This is a genomic window from Streptomyces sp. S3(2020) (genome assembly GCF_013044505.1).
GTDB lineage: Bacteria > Actinomycetota > Actinomycetes > Streptomycetales > Streptomycetaceae > Streptomyces.
In genome coordinates this window covers 1-20109 of the sequence record NZ_JABERD010000175.1, presented here as the reverse complement: position 1 = coordinate 20109, position 20109 = coordinate 1, and the positions used below count along the sequence as shown (strand labels likewise).

12 protein-coding genes are annotated in these 20109 nt (G+C 70.6%); 3 read left to right on the top strand and 9 right to left on the bottom strand.

The features are described from left to right. On the bottom strand, positions 1-791 hold a 791-nt coding region (locus HLK59_RS37050; RefSeq protein WP_171146014.1), incomplete at its 3' end, for a serine/threonine-protein kinase. A gap of 220 nt (positions 792-1011) precedes the next feature. Here HLK59_RS37050 and HLK59_RS37045 point away from each other — a divergent pair. Beyond that, complete coding sequence (locus HLK59_RS37045; RefSeq protein ID WP_171146013.1) at positions 1012-2019, top strand: LacI family DNA-binding transcriptional regulator; 1008 nt, start codon at positions 1012-1014, stop codon at positions 2017-2019. 91 nt (positions 2020-2110) lie between these two features. Beyond that, complete coding sequence (locus HLK59_RS37040; protein WP_171146012.1) at positions 2111-4150, top strand: glycoside hydrolase family 31 protein; 2040 nt, start codon at positions 2111-2113, stop codon at positions 4148-4150. 74 nt (positions 4151-4224) lie between these two features. Here the strand turns inward: HLK59_RS37040 and HLK59_RS37035 are convergent, their stop codons facing one another. From HLK59_RS37035 to HLK59_RS37005, 7 genes are all read right to left on the bottom strand, one after another. Continuing rightward, positions 4225-4941 (bottom strand): hypothetical protein, encoded by a 717-nt coding sequence (locus HLK59_RS37035; RefSeq protein WP_171146011.1) that lies wholly within the window; start codon positions 4939-4941, stop codon positions 4225-4227. A gap of 39 nt (positions 4942-4980) precedes the next feature. Continuing rightward, positions 4981-7167, bottom strand: a complete 2187-nt coding sequence (locus HLK59_RS37030) for a glycoside hydrolase N-terminal domain-containing protein (RefSeq protein ID WP_171146010.1) — start codon at positions 7165-7167, stop codon at positions 4981-4983. Beyond that, positions 7164-9146, bottom strand: a complete 1983-nt coding sequence (locus tag HLK59_RS37025; protein WP_171146009.1) for a beta-galactosidase — start codon at positions 9144-9146, stop codon at positions 7164-7166. The genes HLK59_RS37030 and HLK59_RS37025 overlap by 4 nt, the downstream gene beginning before the upstream one ends. Beyond that, positions 9146-11356 carry a 1,4-beta-glucanase gene (locus HLK59_RS37020; protein ID WP_171146008.1) on the bottom strand — a complete coding sequence of 737 codons (2211 nt, stop codon included), beginning with the start codon at positions 11354-11356 and terminating at the stop codon, positions 9146-9148. Before HLK59_RS37020 ends, HLK59_RS37025 begins: the two co-directional genes overlap by 1 nt. A 127-nt stretch (positions 11357-11483) precedes the next feature. Next, entirely contained in the window at positions 11484-12431 is a 948-nt protein-coding gene (locus HLK59_RS37015; RefSeq protein ID WP_171146007.1) for a carbohydrate ABC transporter permease, read from the bottom strand. Next, entirely contained in the window at positions 12428-13462 is a 1035-nt protein-coding gene (locus HLK59_RS37010) for an ABC transporter permease subunit (RefSeq protein WP_171146006.1), read from the bottom strand. Before HLK59_RS37010 ends, HLK59_RS37015 begins: the two co-directional genes overlap by 4 nt. A gap of 27 nt (positions 13463-13489) precedes the next feature. Beyond that, on the bottom strand, positions 13490-15190 hold the full coding sequence (locus tag HLK59_RS37005; RefSeq protein ID WP_171146005.1) for an extracellular solute-binding protein: 1701 nt from the start codon (positions 15188-15190) through the stop codon (positions 13490-13492). Positions 15191-15516: 326 nt separating this feature from the next. Between HLK59_RS37005 and HLK59_RS37000 the strand changes: the two genes are divergently transcribed. Further along, positions 15517-18369 carry a glycoside hydrolase family 3 C-terminal domain-containing protein gene (locus HLK59_RS37000; RefSeq protein WP_171146004.1) on the top strand — a complete coding sequence of 951 codons (2853 nt, stop codon included), beginning with the start codon at positions 15517-15519 and terminating at the stop codon, positions 18367-18369. Positions 18370-18569: 200 nt separating this feature from the next. Here the strand turns inward: HLK59_RS37000 and HLK59_RS36995 are convergent, their stop codons facing one another. Next, a complete protein-coding gene (locus HLK59_RS36995) occupies positions 18570-20015 on the bottom strand; it encodes an aldehyde dehydrogenase family protein (protein WP_171146003.1) in 1446 nt (481 codons plus the stop codon). Positions 20016-20109: the final 94 nt, after the last annotated feature.

The window sequence follows — 20109 nt, the reverse complement described above, 5'->3', positions numbered from 1 at the left end:
GGTGGGGGCGTGTCGGGCGTAGGTCGGCTCCCCGCCGCCTTCGCCAGACACGCCCCCACCACCGCCGCCAGCCCCTGAGGCACCCCCTCCAGATCCGGCTCCTCGTGGACCACCCGGTATCCGACCGCTGCCGGATGCCCGGTCCCGAAGGGGCCCTGTGCCGTGCAGGCGAAGACCAGGACCGCGCCCAGGGCGAAGACGTCCGCCGGGGGCCCCGCCCGGCGTCCCGTGATCTGTTCCGGGGGCGCGTATCCCGGTGTGGCCGGTGCCGCTCCCGGCCGGGTCAGGGTGAGGCCGTACTCGGGCCGGGCGATGCCGAAGTCGATGATCCGGGCGCCGGTGCGGGTCAGGACGATGTTGGACGGCTTCAGATCCCGGTGCACCAGCCCGGACCCGTGGATGACTCCCACCGCCCGCGCCAGCTCCCCCAGCAGCGCCCGCGCCCCGGTCTCACCGAACACCCCGTGCTCGGTGACCGCCTCGTGGAGCGTCGGCCCGGCCAGGTACGCGGCGGCGATCCACGGCACGGGCCCGTCGAGGTCGTAGCCGAGAACCGGTGCCACCCCGGTCCCGCGTACCGCCGACGCCGCGTCCGCCTCGTGCCGGAAGCGCCGCACCATCACCTCGTCGCGCGCCGCCTCCGGCCGCAGCACCTTCACCGCCGCGACCTGCCCGTGCGCGTCGCGGCCCAGGTACACGGCGCCCATCCCGCCCTCGCCGAGCAGCGCGACGACCCGGTACGGGCCGATCCACCGGCCGGGCTCCCCCGATTCCGTTCCGTGGCCCCCCACGATCGGCCATGGTAGGGAGGAACCCCACACCCCGGAAGGGCCGTCGGGAGGCGGAAGGGGGCCCGAGGGAGGCCTGAAGGAAGCCCGCGCCAAGTCGATGTCGAAGCGCTTCGACAACCTATGGACACCCACCTCCGGTGGAGCTACTGTCGAACCACCCTCACCCGCCCTTATTCGCACTGCGCACTGTCGAAGCGCTTCACAAAGCTTGGAGAGCTGGATGGTCACCCTCGCCGAGGTCGCCCAGCACGCCGGAGTCTCGGCGAGCACGGTGAGCTATGTCCTCAGCGGCAAGCGGTCCATCTCCGGGGCCACCCGGCAGCGGGTGGAGCAGAGCATCCGCGAGCTGGGCTACCACCCGAACGCGGGCGCCCGCGCCCTGGCCAGCAGCAGGTCGAACATCATCGCGCTGATGGTCCCGTTGCGCACCGACATGTACGTGCCGGTGATGATGGAGATCGCCATCGCGGTGGCCACCACGGCCCGACTCCACGGCTACGACGTCCTGTTGCTCACCGGCGAGGAGGGCCCCGACGCCGTACGCCGCGTCACCGGCAGCGGGCTCGCCGACGCGATGATCCTGATGGACGTCGAACTCGACGACGAGCGGCTGCCGTTGCTGCGCGGCACCGACCAGCCGTCCGTGCTCATCGGACTCCCCGCCGACACCTCCGGACTGACCTGCGTCGACCTCGACTTCCGGGCCACCGGCGCACTGTGCGTCGAGCATCTCGCGATGCTCGGCCATCGCGACATCGCTGTCATCGGCGAGGCGCCCGCGGTCTACGAACGGCACACCGGTTTCGCCGAGCGCACCCTCGACGGACTGCGGTCGCGGGCCCAGGAGTTGGGCGTACGACTGCTGCACCGGCCGTGCGAGGGCGGGTACGACGCGATGGCCGTGACGCTCGCCCGCATCCTCGACGAGCGCCCGGCCACCACGGGCTTCGTCGTGCAGAACGAGTCGGCCGTCGAGCCGCTGCTCGCCCTGCTGCGCCAGCAGGGCCGTGCCGTGCCCGAGGACGTGTCGGTCGTCGCGGTCTGCCCCGACCAGGTCGCCACCCAGGCCTCGGTGCGGCTGACGTCGGTCGCCATCCCCGCCCAGGAGATGGGCCGGCACGCCGTGGAGCATCTGGTGGCCAAGCTCGACGGCCGCGGCAAGGACGAAGTCGTACTGATCGCACCCGAGTTGACGGTCCGGGCGAGCTCGGGCCCGGCACCGGCGTAGCGGTACGCGGGCCCACACCCGCTCGGCACACCAGGCGCGTCCGCCCCCACCGGGGCACCCCCATGTCTGCACTCCTCCAGGAGCACACCACGTGAACCAGCCTGCCGAAAACCAGACCCAGGTAAGCCTCGCGCAGTCGTCTCCCACCGTCGGTACGTTCCGTGAGCGGGACGGCGGGCTGGAGTGGAGCGGCCGCCAGGAGACCCTCCGCGTCGAGCCCTGGGGCCCGGACGCCGTCCGCGTGCGCGCCCGGCTCGGCGGACCGATCCTGGAGGGGCTGCCGGGCGCGCTGCTCGACGAGGCGCCCGACACGTCGTACACGGTCAAAGTCGAGGACGGTCAGGGGCAGTTGACCGTCGGAGCCCTGACCGTCCTGGTCAACGCCGAGGGCCTGGTCCGCTTCCTGCGCACCGACGACGGCGGCGAACTCCTCGCCGAGGAACGGGCCCATTTCTGGTGGCCCGGCTCCCGTCTCTACACCGCCGTCGGCAACGGCCACCACCGTCTGGAGCAGCGCTTCGCCGCGTACGAGGACGAGAAGCTGTACGGCCTCGGCCAGCATCAGCACGGCCGGTTCGACCAGAAGGGCCTGGTCCTGGACCTGGTCCAGCGCAACGCCGAGGTCTCCATCCCCGTCCTCGCCTCCAGCCGCGGCTACACCCTGCTGTGGAACAACCCGGCGATCGGCCGGGTCGAGCTCGCCCACAACGGCACCCGCTGGGTCGCCGACTCGGCACGCCAGATCGACTACTGGATCACCGCGGGCACCCCGGCCGACGGCCAGCGCCGCTACTCCGCGGCGACCGGCCGCACCCCGATGATGCCGGAGTGGGCGGCGGGCTTCTGGCAGTGCAAGCTGCGCTACCGCACCCAGGACGAACTCCTCTCCGTGGCACGGGAGTACAAGCGCCGCGGGCTGCCCGTCTCGGCGATCGTCTGCGACTTCTTCCACTGGACGCACCTGGGCGACTGGAAGTTCGACCTCACCGAGTGGCCCGACCCGGCGGCGATGGTGCGGGAGTTGGAGGAGCTCGGCATCAAACTCGTCGTGTCCGTCTGGCCGTCGGTGTCCCCGCTGAGCGAGAACCACCAGCTCATGGAGCAGCGCGGCTACTTCATCGGCACCCAGTACGGCCCGATGGCGCACGCCGACTGGCCGGACAAGGAGGTCGCCTCCACCGTCCAGGTCGCGTTCTACGACGCCACGAACCCCGAGGCACGCGACTTCATGTGGTCGCGCATCCGCGACAACTACCTGACCCCGTACGGCATCACGGCCTTCTGGCTGGACGCCTGCGAGCCGGAGCTGAAGCCGGGCTTCCCGGAGAACCTGCGCTACTGGGCGGGCCCGGGCCTGGAGGTCGGCAACTGCTACCCCGCCGAGAACTCCCGCGCCTTCCACGAGGGCCTGACGGCCGAGGGCGAGGAGGTCATCACCCTCAACCGCTCGGCGTGGGCAGGCAGTCAGCGGCACGGCGCCGCCCTGTGGTCCGGCGACATCGGCACCGACTTCCCGACCCTGCGCCGCCAGATCACGGCCGGCCTCAACACCTCGCTCTCCGGCATCCCCTGGTGGAACACCGACATCGGCGGTTTCCACGGCGGCGACCCGACCGACCCGGCGTACCGGGAAGTCATGGTCCGCTGGTTCCAGTTCGGCACCCTGTCCCCGCTGATGCGCCTGCACGGCTTCCGCGACCCGGGCATGCCGCTGGGCCCGGAGATGACCGGCGGCCCGAACGAGGTGTGGTCGTACGGCGAGGAGGCCGGCGTCATCCTGGAGCGGTATCTGCGGCTGCGCGAGCGCCTGAAGCCGTATGTCCTGAAGGTCATGAGGGAGGCCCATGAGGAGGGTCTGCCGCCCATGCGGGCGCTGTTCCTGGAGTTCCCCGAGGACCACGCGGCCTGGTCCGTCGACGACGCCTATCTCTTCGGCGGCGATCTGCTGGTGGCCCCGGTGCTGACGGCGGGCGCGACGGCCCGCACCACCTATCTCCCGGCGGGCGCGGTCTGGACGGACGCGTGGACCGGTGAGACGTACGAGGGCGGCAGGACCGTGACGGTCGACGCCCCGCTGGACCGCATCCCGCTGTTCCTGCGGGACGGGGCGCGCCTGCCCGTGGCGGAGTAGCCGTGTCATGACGTGCGGCCGGTTCCTCCCCTAGGGGAACCGGCCGCACGCGTTCGGGTGTCAGCGCCCGCTGATCAACTGCTGCTGACGGTCAGGTTGTTGGTGACGAAGTCCAGGCCGCCGGACGAGGAGGTGACCTCGTAGCCGAACTGGACGTCCCCGATGGTCTCGCTGCTGGACATCCAGCCCTTGGTGCCGGAGATCCAGGTGAGGATCGACTTGATGTTGACGGTGCCGGAGCTGGAGTCCGAGGTGCGCAGGAACGAGAACACCTCGTTGGCGCCGTTGGTGCCCTTGTAGACGGTCCAGGTGTGGCCGCCGAGGGTGACGTTGCCCTGCGAGGTGCCCAGCGGGCCGACGGCTCCGTTGTAGTTGACCCAGAGCATGATCTCGTAGTCGTAGTCCGTGTCCCAGATGTCGTACGACGTGTTGTACGCGCCGGACGACGGGACCGTGACGTTGTAGCTGCTGGAGAGCGAGCCGAGGGAGGCGATCGTCTTGTTGATCACCTTCTTGGAGTTGGGGTAGGACTTGATGCCGCCGGTGTTGGGGTGGTTGGCCCAAACCCCCCAGTTGGTGCCGGAGTTGGCCCAGACGCACTGGCTGCCGGCGCCGGAGCCCCAGATGTTGTTGTAGAGCGTGTAGCCGTTCAGGGTCGTGTTGCCCCACTGGTCGCAGGAGCTCCAGACGGCGGCGGAGGCGGGGGCGGAGGCGAGGCCGACGGTGGCGCCGAGGGCCATCGCCGGGGCCAGCACGGCCATGGTGATCTTGCGGAGGGTGCTCTTTGCCATGGTGTCCCTTTCCATGGGTGGGGGGAGTTGCGGGGGTGGTCACCACGCCCCAAGCGGCAGGACGTGGTCTTCTCCGGCGACGAGGTCGAGCGGCCGGCCGCCGGTGGAAGTCCGGAGTTCGATGCGGTGGGTACGGGTGGGGCGCAGCACCGCGGTCGCTTCTTGCGGGGTCCAGAGGAGGTCGAGTTCCGCGCCGAACCGGGTCCGGACGCCCGTGAGCCGACCTGACGGGTACGCCGCCGGGAGGGCCGGCAGCAGGACCAGCCGGTCCGGCGTGGACTGCACGAGCATCTCGACGAGCACGGCTGGGAGGGTGTGCGCGGCGTCCGCGTTGTAGACGTCCCGGTTCGGGTAGTGCGCGCTCATCAGGGAGTCGTGGAAGAAGTCGCCCTTGAGGACCTGGCCGAGGGCGTGCGCGACCCGTTCGCCGTCGCCCAGCCGGGCGGCGACGAGGGCGTGGTGGAGGTGGCCGTGGGCCGAGTCGTTCTCGGCGCCGCGGAGTTCGAGGGCGCGGTACGCGGCCGCGGCGAGGTCCGGGGTGTCGTACGGGGTGATCTCGTCGAGCGGCCAGACGCCGTAGAGGTGGCTGAGGTGGCGGTGGTCGTAGGTGTCGTCGAGGCCGGGCCGGGCCCATTCGGCGAGGGCGCCGTCGTCGTTGATCCGGTGCGGCGGGAGCCGGTCGGCGAGGGCTCGCCAGCGCTGTGCCGACCCGGGGTGGTAGTCGGCCGCCGTGTGCAGGGCGTGCCGGGCGGCCGAGAGGTCCATGGCCGCGTTGATCGCACCCCAACCGGCGTTGGCGGGACGGTTCTCGGGTGAGTAGGAGGGGACGACGACGATCCGGCCGTCGGCGTCCTCGCGGGTGAGGAAGTCCTCGTAGAACAGGGCGACTTCGGCGAGCGCGGCGGCGGTGCGCGGGTCCTGTCCGCCGTGGGTCTCGTCGTGGTCGACGAGCGGCTTGAGCAGCCAGTCGGCGCCGGCTGTCCACAGGTGCAGCGGGTATTCGCGGCTGAAGTGGTACGTCAGTCCGGACTCGCCGTCGCTGTGCGGCGGGGCGACGATCCCCCGGGCGCCGAAGACGGCGCGGGCGTTCTCCCGCCAGTCGTGGAGCTGACCGTGGATCAGGGAGGCATGGGCCGCGGTGACTTCGGGCAGGGCGGCGGCCGCCGCGGACGCGGTCTGGAGGTTGACGTTGGCGTCGTTGGTGAACGCTCCCGCCCAGGCGGTGTCCCAGTCGCCGGTCCACAGGCCGGTCAGGCGGGGCGGGAAGAGGCCGCTGGCGGAGAGCAGGTGGTAGCGGCCGGCGGCGAAGAGGCGTTCCAGGAGGGCGGGGCTCTCGGTGCGGGCGAGCAACTGGGAGCCGGGGAGGGCGCGTTCGGCGGGGTCCGCGGCGAGGTCGAGGGTGACGCGTTCGTAGGCGGTGCGGTGGAGGGCGGTGTGCGCGTTGAGCAGGGTGTCGTAGTCGGGTCCGAGCTCGTGCAGGAGGCGCGCCTGTTCCATGACGTCCAGTTCGCCGGTGTGCCGCAGTACGCGGGTCAGCAGCAGTACGGACTCGGCGTCGGTGATGCGCAGGCCGGGCGGTGTGAGTGTGGTGGTGCCGCCCGTGACGAGGACCAGGGTGACGCCGGTGTAGGCGCGGTCGCTGCCGGGGTACCGGGCCCGCAGGGTGAGCAGGGCGCCGCTGGGGGTGAGGACGGCGCCGTGGCCGACCCCGAGGTCCTTCGGGGCGCCGGGGAGCCGGTGGTCCAGCGAGATGTCGAGGTCGGCCGCGACGACCCGCTGGACGATGACGTCGTCGGCCCGGGAGACGAAGACGCGGCTGTTCCGGCCCTCGTTCGCGCTGTGGACGACACCGGTGGCGAAGTCGACGGAGCGTCTGTGTCCGCGCGCGCCGCCGTTCGCTCCGCGCAGCCGTATCTGGAAGGCGGGGTGGAAGGGCTGCACCCACTGGAGGTCCCGGCCGTCGGTGAAGCTCTCCGCCGCGTCGAGCTCTCCGGCGAGCAACCGGTCCTGGAGCGCGGGCAGTTCGGCGGCGAGCTCGGGCGGGCGCGCCAGTTCGGCGCCGTTGGGGCGGACGAGGGTGTGATGGGTGACGACGACCCGCTCGTCGTTCGGCTCGCCGAACACAAGAGCGCCGTGATGGCCGTTGCCACTCAGGAAGCCGTCCTCCCAGCGGGTGGCGGGACGGGGTTCCCAGGTGCCGTGCATCGAGCTGATGTCCGCGTTCATGGGCGCAACACCACCACGCCGTACCGGTCCAAGGTCAACTCGTCCGTGACGGTCGCCCCCGTCAGCAGGTCGTGGTGGGTGCCGGGCACCTCGACGGTCACGGATTCGCGGGAGTGGTTGAGCACGAAGAGCAGGTCGCCACGGCGTACGGCCTCGACGCTCGCGGGCAGCCGGTCGAGCACCGGACGGACGCCCGCCTCGGACGCGAACCGCCCGAGCAGCCCCCGCAGTTCGTCCGCCTCGGGAAGCGTGGCGAGGTACCGCGCCCGCCCTTTCCGGAGCACCGCCGGCAGCCCGTCGAGCTCGCCACCCTTGAAGACGGCGTCGGCGACGGATCCCTCGTCCTTCTCGATCTCCTCCGACCACAGCGTCCCGCGGAACCCGTCGCACCCGACGGTCTCCTCCGCGTCCAGCGGCCACCACTCGTGCAGGGTGCGGATGCCGAACAGCTCGCGCAGCCGTCCGTCCATGCCGCCCGGCCGTACCCGGTCGTCCTCGTCGGCGATGCCGGTGAGGAAGCCGCAGACGAGGGTGCCGCCTTGCCGGGTGTACGCGACGAGGTTGTCGATCGCCGTGTCGCTCAGGGAGTACAGCTGGGGGACGACGACCAGCTTGTACGCGCTCAGATCGTGCTCGGGGTGGGCGAAGTCGGTGGTGAGGTGTGCCTCCCACAGGGCTCGGTGCCAGGCGGTGAGGACCTGGGTGTAGTCGACCTGGGTGGAGAGCCGGCCCTCGTGGGCGCCGGCCCACCAGGAGTGCCAGTCGTGCAGGACGGCGATGCCGTTGGCGGTATGACGACCCGTCACCTCACCGCCGATCCTGGCGAGTTCCGCACCGAGCCGCTTGACCTCCTGGTACGTGCGTCCCCGCTCCCCCGCGTGACTGACCATCCCGGAGTGGAACTTCTCCGCGCCCTGCCGTGACTGCCGCCACTGGAAGTAGCAGACGGCGTCGGCTCCGCGGGCGACGGCCTGGAGCGACCAGAGGCGGTTGAGGCCGCGCGGCTTGGGGTGGTTGACGCCCCGCCAGTTGACCGGTCCCGCGGCCTGCTCCATCAGCATCCAGGGGCCGCGGGCCTGCGAGCGGGTCATGTCCTGTACGAGAGCGGCTGCCTGGGCGCCGAAGGGGTCACGGGGGTCGGGGTAGAGGTCGACGGAGACGACGTCCTCCTCCTCGGCCCACCGCCAGGCGTCCTGCCCGGTCCAGAGCGGCATGAAGTTGGTGGTGACCGGGAGGTGCGGGGTGTGGCGGCGCACGATGTCCCGCTCGGCGACGTAGCACTCCAGGAGCATGTCGGAGGTGAACCGCTTGAAGTCCAGCACCTGGGTGGGGTTCTTGAGGTAGTGGGCGTGCCGGGGGGTGTGCACCTCGGCCCAGTCGCCGTAGCCCTGGCTCCAGAAGGCGGTGCCCCAGGCGTCGTTGAGTTCCGCGAGCGTGCCGTATCTGTCCTGGAGCCAGCGGCGGAAGCGGACGGCGGCCTCGGGGCCCCAGTCGTAGGTGCAGTACTCGTTGTTGATGTGCCACATCGTGAGGGCCGGGTGGCCGCCGTAGCGGGCGGCGAGGTCCTCGGTGATGGCGGCGGCGTGGCGGCGGTAGACGGCGCTGGAGTGTGAGAAGTGCTGTCGGCCGCCCCACCACTCGGTGCGGCCGTCCTGGTCGACGGGCAGGGTGTCGGGGTGCAGATGTCCCAGCCAGGGCGGGGGCGAGGAGGTCGGGGTGGCGAGGACGACGCCGATGCCGTGTTCGTGCATGAGGTCCATCAGCCGGTCGAGCCAGCCGAAGTCCCGCTCTCCTGGCCGGGGTTCGAGCCTGGCCCAGGAGAAGACGCCGAGGGTGACGGAGTTGACGCCGGCGTCCTTCATGAGCCGGACGTCTTCGTGCCAGGTCTCCTCCGGCCACTGTTCGGGGTTGTAGTCACCGCCGAAGAGGATGCGACCGCGCGTCACCTCGCCGAGGCCCGGCCCCTTCCCGACGGCCATCAGACGGGCTCCCCGTACTGGATGCCCCGCCCGTTGGTGGCGAGGTAGACGCGCCCGTACACCCGGGGGTCCCCGGTGATGACCTCGCCGGTCCACCCCCACTGGTGCCGGTCGTCGTTGATCCGCGCCCAGGTGCCGGCCTCGTCGTCCGACCGGTAGACGGCGGTGGTGCTCTCGGTGGAGCCCACCATGTAGATCGCCGGATAGTCGGCCCCGTCGGCGGCCTTGCCGAAGCCGAGGGTGTAGGAGGCCCAGCAGCTGGCGACCTTGTCGAAGCTCAGGCCCCCGTCAGTGGACCGGTAGAGCCCGTTCCACTTCACGCTCAGCCACAGGTCGCCGGAGCGCCCGGGCGCGGCGACGAGCTCGAACTGGGCGTCGCCGGAGGGCAGCCCGGTCGCACGGGCGGTGAAGGAGAGGCCACTGTCAGTGCTGGCGAGTAGCGTTCCCGTGTCGGTGTCGTACGCGTAGAAGAGCGTCGGGTCGGCCGGGTCGGCGACCGGCGTGGCGCCCTTCGGGAAGGAGGAGACCTCGGTCCAGGTGGCCCCGTCGTCCGCGGAGCGGTGGGCCGGGTACTTGGTGCCGTCCCAGTGCACGAAGACCCACAGCAGCACGCTGCCGTCGGCGTTGGTGGCGATCGGCCCCGGCGCGTCCTTGGCCAGGGAGGGCTGGGCCGCGAAGGGCGCCCAGGTCTGTCCGCCGTCGTCCGACCGGGCCCCGTTGCCGTGGTCGCCCCATCCGCTGCGCACGACGTACGCCGGCTTCCGCGCGGCCTGTGCGAGTCCCGTCGCCGTCCCGAACACGGGGTTCGTGGCCATGCCGCGCGAGGGCGAGGCGGTGAGCCGCTCGTGGTACATCACGCCGATGTCGCCGGACCCGCTGATCAGATGCGCCTCCCCGGCCGGGGGCGAGATCAGCTGCCGCACGGACGTCTCCTCCATGCCCCGGATCTGCGGCGCCCAGTGCTTGAGGTCCCGGGTGCCGTAGAGGGTGGCGCCGGTGCCGTAGACGACGTGCCGGGAGTCGTACGGGTCGAGGGCGAGCGCCTGGATCCACCAGCCGAACTTCGGGGCGTCCTCGCCCCACTTGAGATAGGGGGTCTCCGACACGTCGAGGACGGCGGAGTCCTTGAGGGACGTCCAGTGGCGGCCACCGTCGGTGGACCGGAACACGGTGTCGACGGCGGCCCACCGGTTGTTGGTGGAGACGACGAGGGTGCCGGGCCGCCGGGCATCCACGGCGACCCCGCCGTACCCGAAGGTGTCGGCGCCCCCGTCATCGGTCGTCCCGCCGGGCTTCACCGGGGTCACCTCGGTCCACCTGCCGTTGGCGGTGCACAGCTTGTGCACGCTGCCGTCGGACTGCCCGTTGGGTCCGGGGGCGTTGGCGTACGTCACGTACAGCTCGCGGGTGTTCCTGTCGTACGCGGCCCGGATCGGCACCTTGGCGGCGGCACCGGAGGGCTGTCCGGCCACGGCTTCCCACTGCGTGCCGTCGGCGGTACGGAACAGGTTGGCGGCGCTCCCGTCGGAGTCGCCCCAGCCGGCGTAGAGGGTGCGCCCGGCGGCGACGAGCAGGGTGACCCCCTGCCCGGAGGCGCTCGGCGTGCCCGGGAATCCGCCGGCGGTGGCCCAGGTGGCGCCCCGGTCGGTGGACCTGAGCAGCCCGTCGTGCCGGGTCCCCAGCCACAGGGTGTCACTGTCCCGCGGATCGACGAGCAGCCGCTCACCGGCCCCCCGCCCGTCCTCGTTGGCACCGAGCTTCACGGCGAGGTCGGTCCGGGCCCAGGTGGCGCCCCGGTCGTCGGACCGCAGCACGGCTCCATTGGACGCCCAGGACTGCGCATAGGTACCGAGGGCGAGATAGACCCGGTTCGGGTGCGCCGGGTCGACGGCCATGGCCTCCACGCCGAGCAGGTTCCAGTCGTCCCACCCGAGGTGATCGATGAGCGGCACCCAGGCGGCGGCCCCGCTGTCCCATCTGTAGGCCCCACCGATATCGGTACGGGCGTAGGCGAGCCCGCGGACGGAGGGATGGAAGAGCACACCGGTGACGAACCCGGTGCCACCGATGAAGACGTTGCGCCACCGATAGGAGGGGGCGGCGCCCGAGGCGGCATGCGCCCGAACCTGCCCAAGAGGAATGGCGGTAAGCGCGCCGGCGGCAGCGGCCCCGGCAAGAACGGCACGCCGGCTCAGGTGAGACGTAAGCATGACAAGCCTCGCTCTGAAGAAAGAGGGGGAAGTGGAGAAACCTCAGGGGCGCGGGGAACTGCGCGACCAGCCACAGACGACCCGCAGCCGCCGTCCGGTCCCCACCACCCCACTCAGTAGGCGCGGCTCAACCCTTGACCGCGCCCGTCAACATGCCCTTCTTGAAATGCCGCTGCACGAACGGCGACAACACGGCCACCGGCAACAACGCCATCACCATCACAGCCATCTGCACGGCAAGCCCGGAGAGTTGCCCCGTCTTGATGGCTTGCCCCAGCCCAACTGGGGCCTCCTGCTTCTGCACCAGCTGGATCATGACGTTCTGGAGCGGCATCATGTCCTGGTCGTTGAGATACAGGGACGCGTTGAACCAGGCGCTCCAGTACCCGACGGCGTAGAACAGCGTGATCACCGCGATGACGGCCCGCGACAGCGGCATGATGATCTGCCACAGGATCCGCAGGTCCCCGGCCCCGTCGATCCGCGCGCTGTCGGTCAGCTCCGGCGAGATCCCCATGAAGAACCCGCGCAGGACCAGGATGTTGAAGACGCTGATCGCGCTCGGCAGGATCAGCGCGAGGTAGCTGTCGGTCAGCCCGAGGGTCTGCACCAGGAGATACGTGGGAATGAGTCCGGCGCTGAAGAACATCGTCGCCAGCAGCGTCATGAGGATCCACCGGTGCCCGACCGAATCCGTCCGCGACAGCCCGTACGCGCACAGCACGGACACGGTCATGGAGAAGGCCGTACCGACGAGAGTGACCAGGACGCTGATGACCGCCGCCCGGGTCACCTGGCCGCCGCTGAGCAGCTCCTGGTAGGCGATGAAGGTGATGCCCTTCGGGACCATCACCAGGCCGCCGGCCTCGTCGATGGTCCTGCGCGAGGAGAGGCTGGTGACGACGACGATCCACAGCGGGAAGAGGATCGCGAGGCAGGCGATGCCCAGCACCAGGCCCTTGCCCGCCAGCCCCACCTGCGAGGGCTGCTCCTCCCACACCGGCCGGGGCGGCGCGGCCCACCGGCCGGGCTTGCGTACGGACTTCTGCGCGGGCTTGTCGATGACGGCGGTCACTTCTTGTACACCCCCTGCTCGCCCATCAGATGGGCCACCTTGTTCGCGGCCAGGACGAGACCGATGCTGATGACGCCCTTGACGAGTCCGGCGGCGGCCGCGTAGCCGAAGTCCTGGTTGCGGACGCCGTTCCACCACACGAAGGTGTCGAGCACTTCCGAGGCGCCCGGTCCCACGGCATCTCGTTGCAGCAGGATCTGCTCGAAGCCGACGGTCAGGGCGTCGCCGACGCGCAGCACCAGCAGCAGTGCGATCACCGGGCGGAGCGCCGGCAGGGTGACGTGCCACATCCGGCGCCAGCGGTTGGCGCCGTCCATCGCGGCGGCCTCGTACAGGTCGGGGCTGACGGCGGCCAGGGCGGCGAGGAAGACGATGATCCCCCAGCCGGCGTCCTTCCACACCGACTGCGCGGTGACCAGGAACTTGAAGGTGTTCGGGTCGGTCATGATGTCGAGGCCGTCGTACCCGTGGTCGCGCAGCAGGGTCGAGAGCAGTCCGGCGCCGCCGAGCAGCTGCTGGAAGACCGCGATCACCAGCACCCACGAGAAGAAGTGCGGCAGGTACAGGACGGCCTGCGCGATCGCCCGCACCCGGGGCCTGACCACGCTGTTGATGAGCAGCGCGAGCAGGATCGGGATCGGGAAGAACAGCACGAGCTGGAGGAAGAACAGCACGAGGGTGTTGCGGACCGCCTGCCAGAACGAGGAGTCCTCGAAGATCCGCTGGAAGTTCTCCAGCCCCACCCAGGGGCTGTGCAGCATGGACACGATGCCGTTGTCGCTGATGTAGGGGTCGTAGTCCTGGAAGGCGACCACGTTGCCGAGGATCGGCACGTAGTTGAAGAGCAGGACCAGGGCGACGGCCGGCAGCGTCATCAGGAGCAGGACGCGGTCCCGTCTGAGCCTGTGCCGCAGACCCAGCTTCCCCGGGGGCGGTTTCCTACGGGATCCGGTGGCGCCACCGGACTCCTGCGGGGTCTTGTCCGTCGTGTCGGCCTCGGTCCCGCTCCGAGGCACCGTGCTGTGGGACACGGCCGTTCTCCTTGCCTCGGTACCCGGTCAGCCGGCCGCGGAGCCGTTCTCGTCGAGGATCTGCTTGTACCAGTCGCGGAGCTTGTCGCCGCCCTTGCTCTTCCAGTCGGACACGGCCTGCTGCATGTCGCTGATCTTCTTGCGGCCGCGGACGATGTCGTCCTCCAGCTGCTCGAAGTCGTTGGCGAGGTTGGTGTAGCGGTTGGGCTCGGTGATCTGCATGCCCCAGAAGGTGGACTTCTTGGTGAAGGCGCCCATCCGCTGCTCCCACTCGACCTGTCCCTTGGCGACCTGGGGGAAGTCGGGGTGGGCGATGGTCGCGGCGGGGCTCGCGACCATGACGTAGGCGTTCATCACCTCGAGGTTGCCCTGGTCGGTCTTGGCGGGGACGCCGTCCTTGACGGTGTAGTGGGTGCCCTCCACGCCGTAGTTGGTCATCATGTACTCCTTGGTGCCGTACGGCGCCGCGGTGACGTTCGCGACGGCGAGCACGTCGCGGATGACCGACTCGGAGGCCTTCTTGTTGACGAAGGCGAAGATGCCGGCGGGCTGCTCGGCGTAGATGGTGGGGTTGCCGCCGTCGTGACCCCAGACGTCCATGCCCCAGATCTTGAAGTCCGGGTTCTGGGTGGCCTGTTCGGCGGTGCGGCCCCACCACTGGGAGATGTTGTTGGGGTAGATCAGGAACTCGCCGGCCGCGAACTTGGGTCCCGGGTCGGGGGCGTTCTTGCCCATCTTGGAGTCGGGGTGGACGACCCCCGCCTCGAAGAGCTTGCGGGACCACTCCAGGGCTTCGAGGTACTGCTCGGTCTCGATGCGGTAGACCAGCTTGCCGTCGACCATGTTCCAGCCGAGCGGCTTCTCGCTGCCGGAGAGCACCCCGAAGGCCTGGAAGGCGGTCCACTTCATGTCCAGGCACGCCCAGCGCTTGGCCTTGGCGTTGGTGATCTCCTTGGCCAGCGCCATGAACTCGTCGCAGGACTTGGGTATTTCGTACCCTTCCTTCTCGAAGATGTCCTGGCGGTAGAGGGGCACGATGCTGGGCGCCCACGGCGCGGGCATCGGCAGCCCGCGCAGCTTGCCGCCGAAGATGGAGCGCTGCCAGGAGGCCGTGGGGATGGCCGCGAGGTTGGAGTAGTCCTTGACCGCGTCGCCCGACAGATAGGGGCCGAGGTCGGCGAACTTGCTCATGATGGCGGTGGGTATCTTGCCGTTCATGTTCCAGCCGGGGACGACCACCACGTCCGGGACGTCGCTGGAGGCGAGCACCGCGCCGAGCTTCTGCTCGTAGGTGTTGCCGTCCTGGTTCTGCCAGGCGACGTCGACGCCGATCAGCTCGTTCATCGACGTGTAGTAGGCGTTGTCGTTCTTCGGCGGCGAGCCCCAGAACGGCGACATGATGGTGACCTTGCCGCCCTTGCCGAGCTTCTTGGTCACCGACGTCTTCAGGGTGGCCAGGTCCAGCTTGCTGGTGAACCCGATCGCCGAGCCGTTCCTGGCGGGGATGTCCGGCGTCACCACGTTGCTGGCCACGTACGCCGGCAGGATCTTCTTCGCGTCCTTGCCCGATGTGGTGCCGTCACGCGAGCCGCTGTCCGAACCGCCGCAGGCGGAGAGCAGCGGCATCCCTCCCGCCACCGCTGCGGTGGCCACCGCGGTGGAGGCCAGGAAGCTTCTCCTGCTGGGACCGGAAGGACCGGAGGAGGGGGCAGCGGCGTTCGGCGTCATTGCGTCAACCCTTCATGGCGCACCAGGACACCCGGCGGAGGAGCCGTCGGCTGCGGTGTCTTGAGTGGAACTGGCTGAGCTGAAGCGCTTCTTCGGCTTCTACGGTCGCTGCGTAGTCGAAGCGCTTCGATGTTGCTGTGAGGTTAAGTGAAGCCCTGTGGGTGCACAAGGGTCGCTCCCAATATTCCTCCGAGGTGTGGGAGGCGACCTTTTCTTATGCACCGCTTGAAGTGATGGCGCTGGTCCCTTGACACCCGACCCGTTGTCGAATGAGCATCGAAGCGCTTCGAAAGCGCTCGACCGCTCCACTCCAAGGGGATCCCCAGGTGACCGCACAGACGCCGCCCACGCCGCCTTTCCGCGATCCGCAGCTGCCGTTCGCGAAGCGCATCGACGATCTGCTGTCGCGGCTCGGCCTCGACGACAAGATCGGGTTTCTGCACCAGTTCGCCCCGGCCGTCGAGCGGCTCGGCGTCGACGCCTTCCGCACCGGCCAGGAAGCGCTGCACGGCGTGGCCTGGATGGGCCCGGCGACGGTGTTCCCGCAGGCGGTGGGCCTGGGGGCGACCTGGAACACGGATCTCGTCCGACGGGTCGGCGAGGCCGTCTCCAAGGAGGTCCGCGCGATGCGGGCCCGCGACGACCGCGTCGGCCTCAACGTCTGGTCGCCGACGGTGAACCTGCTGCGCCACCCTCTGTGGGGCCGCAACGAGGAGGGCTACTCGGAGGACCCGAAGCTCACCTCGGCGATCGCCGTCGCGTACACCCGCGGTCTGCGCGGTGACCACCCGACGTACTGGCGCACCGCTCCCGTCCTCAAGCACTGGCTCGCCCACAACAACGAGACGGACCGGGCCACTTCGTCCAGCTCGGTCCGCCCTCGCGTGCTGCACGAGTACGATCTGCGGGCCTTCCGCGAGACGGTCGAGGCGGGTGCGGTGGCCGGGGTGATGCCCGCGTACAACCTGGTCAACGGCCGCCCGAACCACGTGAGTCCGTATCTGCGCGAGCACCTGCGGACCTGGACGGACGAGGACCTGCTGGTCTGCTCGGACGCCGGCGCGCCCTCCAACCTGGTCGACCACGAGCACTACTTCGACACCCACGAGGAGGCCACCGCGGCCTCGCTGCTGGCCGGCGTCGACAGTTTCACCGACCACGGCACGGACAGCGCGCAGATCACCGGACGGCTCAAGAGGGCGTACGAACAGGGCCTGTTGACCGAGGCCGACATCGACACGGCGGTCCGCCGCCAGCTCTCCGTCCGCTTCCGCCTCGGCGAGTTCGACCCGCAGTACGACCCGCACGCCCCGACCACGGACTTCGACACCCCGGCCCACCGCGCCCTCGCGCAGGAGGCGGCCGAACAGTCGGTCGTCCTGCTGCGCAACGACGGTGTGCTGCCGCTCGCCCCGGACACCCGGCTCGCCGTGGTCGGCCTGCTCGCCGACGAGTGCAAGCTCGACTGGTACAGCGGCACGCTCATCCATCGCTCCACCCCGCTGGAGGGCCTGTACGAGCGGTTCGGCGCCGAGCGGATCGAGTTCGCGGAGGGCGTGGACCGGGTCCTGCTGAAGGCGTCGGACGGAACCTTCCTCCATGTGCCCGCGGCGACCGCCGACGACACGGTGCGCGGCGCCGAGGGCGCCCTCGACCCGGCACTGCTCGCGGGCCGCACGGACCTTCCGCCGCTCACCACGCACGCGGTCGGCACCGAACTCGCCCTGGTCGACTGGGGTGGGGGCGTCCTGACCCTGCGCGCTCCCGACGGCCGCTATCTCTCGGTCGCCGAGGACGGCCGGGTGCGCGCCTCCGCCGACCAGCCCGGAGGCTGGGTCGTCCAGGAGACGTTCCGGCTGGAACCCCACGGGAACGGACACCTCCTCAGGCATGTCGGCACGGGTCGCCACGTCTCTGTCGGCGCCGACGGAGTAAAGGTTGCCGATGAGAACGCGGAACTCGGCGATCAGCCCGAAATCTTCACGCTGATCACCGTCGAGCACGGAAAGGACGCGGTCGCCAGGGCCGCCGCCGAGGCCGACGTGGTCCTCGTGGTGGCGGGCAACGACCCGCACATCGACGGCCGCGAGACCGAGGACCGTACGACCCTCGCCCTCCCCGCCCACCAGGACCGTCTGCTGCGGGCGGCCCGCGCCGCCAACCCGAACACGGTGCTGGCCCTGGTCTCCGCCTACCCGTACGCGTTCCAGCCGGGTCCGCTGCGGGCCGCGCTCTGGATGTCCCACGGCGGCCAGGCCGCGGGCACCGCGCTGGCCCGGGTCTTGGCCGGCGACGTCTCCCCCGCGGGCCGTCTCCCGCAGACCTGGTACACCGACGACGCCGACCTGCCCGACCTGCTCGACTACGACGTGCTCGGCGGCCGCCAGACGTACCTGTACTTCGAGGGCACCGCGCTGTTCCCCTTCGGACACGGTCTGTCGTACGCGTCCTTCTCCTACGGGGACCTCAAGTCCGGTACGGAGGAAGGGGCGTTGCACGTCTCCTTCACGGTCACGAACACCGGGGACCTGACCGCCGACGAGGTCGCCCAGCTCTACACGCGTGCCGTGGACCCCTCGGTCCCGCGCCCGCGCCGCGAGCTGGTGGCGCACCGGAGGGTCACGCTCGCCCCCGGCGAGAGGACGGAGCTGTCCTTCGAAGTCCCGCTGTCCGCCTTCGAGTTCTGGGACGTGGCGCACGGCGGGTGGCGCCGGGAGCCGGGGCCGTACGAGCTGATGGCGGGCGCCTCCAGCGAGGACGTCCGGCTGCGTACGACGGTTGTGCTGGACGGCGAGCCGGGCGGGCCGCGTCCCGTCGTCGAACGCGGCCTGGAGGGGGCCGACTTCGACGAGCAGGGCGGTGTCGCGATCGTCGACCGGACGAAGGCGGCCGGCGACGCGGTGACGCCGGCGAACGGCAGGCTGGCCGAACTGGTCTACCGCGCCTGCGACTTCGGGGCGGGTGTCACGGAGGTGACGGTGGCCGTGGCGGGCGAGGGCACGGTGGAGGTCTCGCTCGACGGCGGCCCGGCGCTCGCGGCGCTGTCGCCGGGGACCCTCACGTCAGGGCCGTACGACTATGTCACGCTCCGCGGCGCGCTCACGGCCTCCGGTGTGCATGACGTCCGCCTCAGACTGCGCGGCCCGGTGCGGCTCGCGCGGGTCGGCTTCTCCGGCTGAGGGTCAGGAGGGGATCGGCACGAAGAAGGGGCCCGGCACCGGAAGGCATCGGTGCCGGGCCCCTTCGGGGCGGTGAGCCACCGCCGCTGCGGAGACTCTAGCTGAAAATGGTTCCCATTAGCTAGAGGGTCCGCGCACGGATGTGGCGACGGCCGGAGCCCCCGCACAGCGGGCTCCGGCCGTCGGTCTGCCACCGCAGGTCAGAGAGCGATCCCGGTGAGGACGAGGACCCGCTCGTAGGTGTAGTCGTCCATCGCGAACTTCACGCCCTCGCGGCCCACACCGGACTGCTTGGCGCCGCCGTACGGCATCTGGTCGGCGCGGTAGGAGGGCACGTCACCGATGACGACGCCGCCGACCTCGAGCGCGCGGTGGGCGCGGAAGGCGGCCTGGAGGTCGTGGGTGAACACACCCGTCTGGAGGCCGTACTTGGAGTCGTTGGCGGCCGCGAACGCCTCGGCCTCGCCGTCCACCCTCTGCACGGTCAGGACGGGTCCGAAGACCTCCTCGCAGGAGATCGTCGTGTCGGCCGGTACGTCGGTGAGGACGGTCGGCGCGTAGGAGGCACCGTCGCGCTTGCCGCCGGTGAGCAGGTTGGCGCCGGCGGCGACGGCCTCGTCGACCCAGCTCTCGACACGCTGGGCGGCGTCCTCGCTGACCAGCGGGCCGACGTCGGTCTTGTCATCGGAGGGGTCCCCGGTGACCTGGGCCTCGACGGCGGCGACGACACGGGGCAGCAGCCGGTCGTACACGGCAGCGTCGGCGATGACCCGCTGCACGGAGATGCAGGACTGGCCGCCCTGGTAGTTGGAGAAGGTGGCGATACGGGTCGCGGCCCAGTCCAGGTCGGCGTCGGAGGCGTAGTCGCCGAGCACGACGGCCGCGCCGTTGCCGCCCAGTTCCAGGGTGCAGTGCTTGCGCGGCACCGAGTCCATGATCGCGTAGCCGACCTTCTCGGAACCGGTGAAGGAGATGACGGGCAGCCGCTCGTCCTGCACCAGCGCGGGCATCCGGTCGTTCGGGACGGGAAGGATGCTCCAGGACCCGGCCGGCAGCTCGGTCTCGGCGAGGAGTTCGCCGATGACGAGCCCGGAGAGCGGGGTGGCCGGGGCGGGCTTCAGGATGATCGGCACACCGGCCGCGATCGCCGGGGCGATCTTGTGGGCGCACAGGTTGAGCGGGAAGTTGAAGGGCGCGATGCCGAGGACGACACCCTTCGGGAAGCGGCGGGTCAGCGCGAGCCGGCCCTGGCCGCCGAGGTCGGTGTCGAGGCGCTGGGCCTCACCGCCGTTGAACCGGCGGGCCTCTTCGGCGGCGAACCGGAACACGGAGACGGCACGGCCGACCTCGCCCCGGGCCCACTTGACCGGCTTGCCGTTCTCGGCGGAGATCAGCTGGGCGATCTCCTCGGTGCGCTCGACGAGGCGGCGGCTGACGTGGTCGAGGGCGGCGGCGCGGATGTGGGCGGGCGTGGCGGCGAACTCGTCCCGCACGGCGTACGCGGCGGCGACGGCCTCCTCGATCTGGGCGTCGCTCGGCACGCCGGCCTTGCCGACGATCCGCCCGTCCCACGGCGAGCTGACATCGAAGCTGACCTCGCCGGCGACCTGGCGCCCGGCGAGCCAGAAGGCGTGGGTGGAAGTCATGTCCCGGCCCTTCCGCGTTGGGGGCTGTCCCTTATCCATCTCTGACCCTTCCCCCTCCCGGCCTAGGCATGAGCTCGGGGGTCGCGGGGCACGA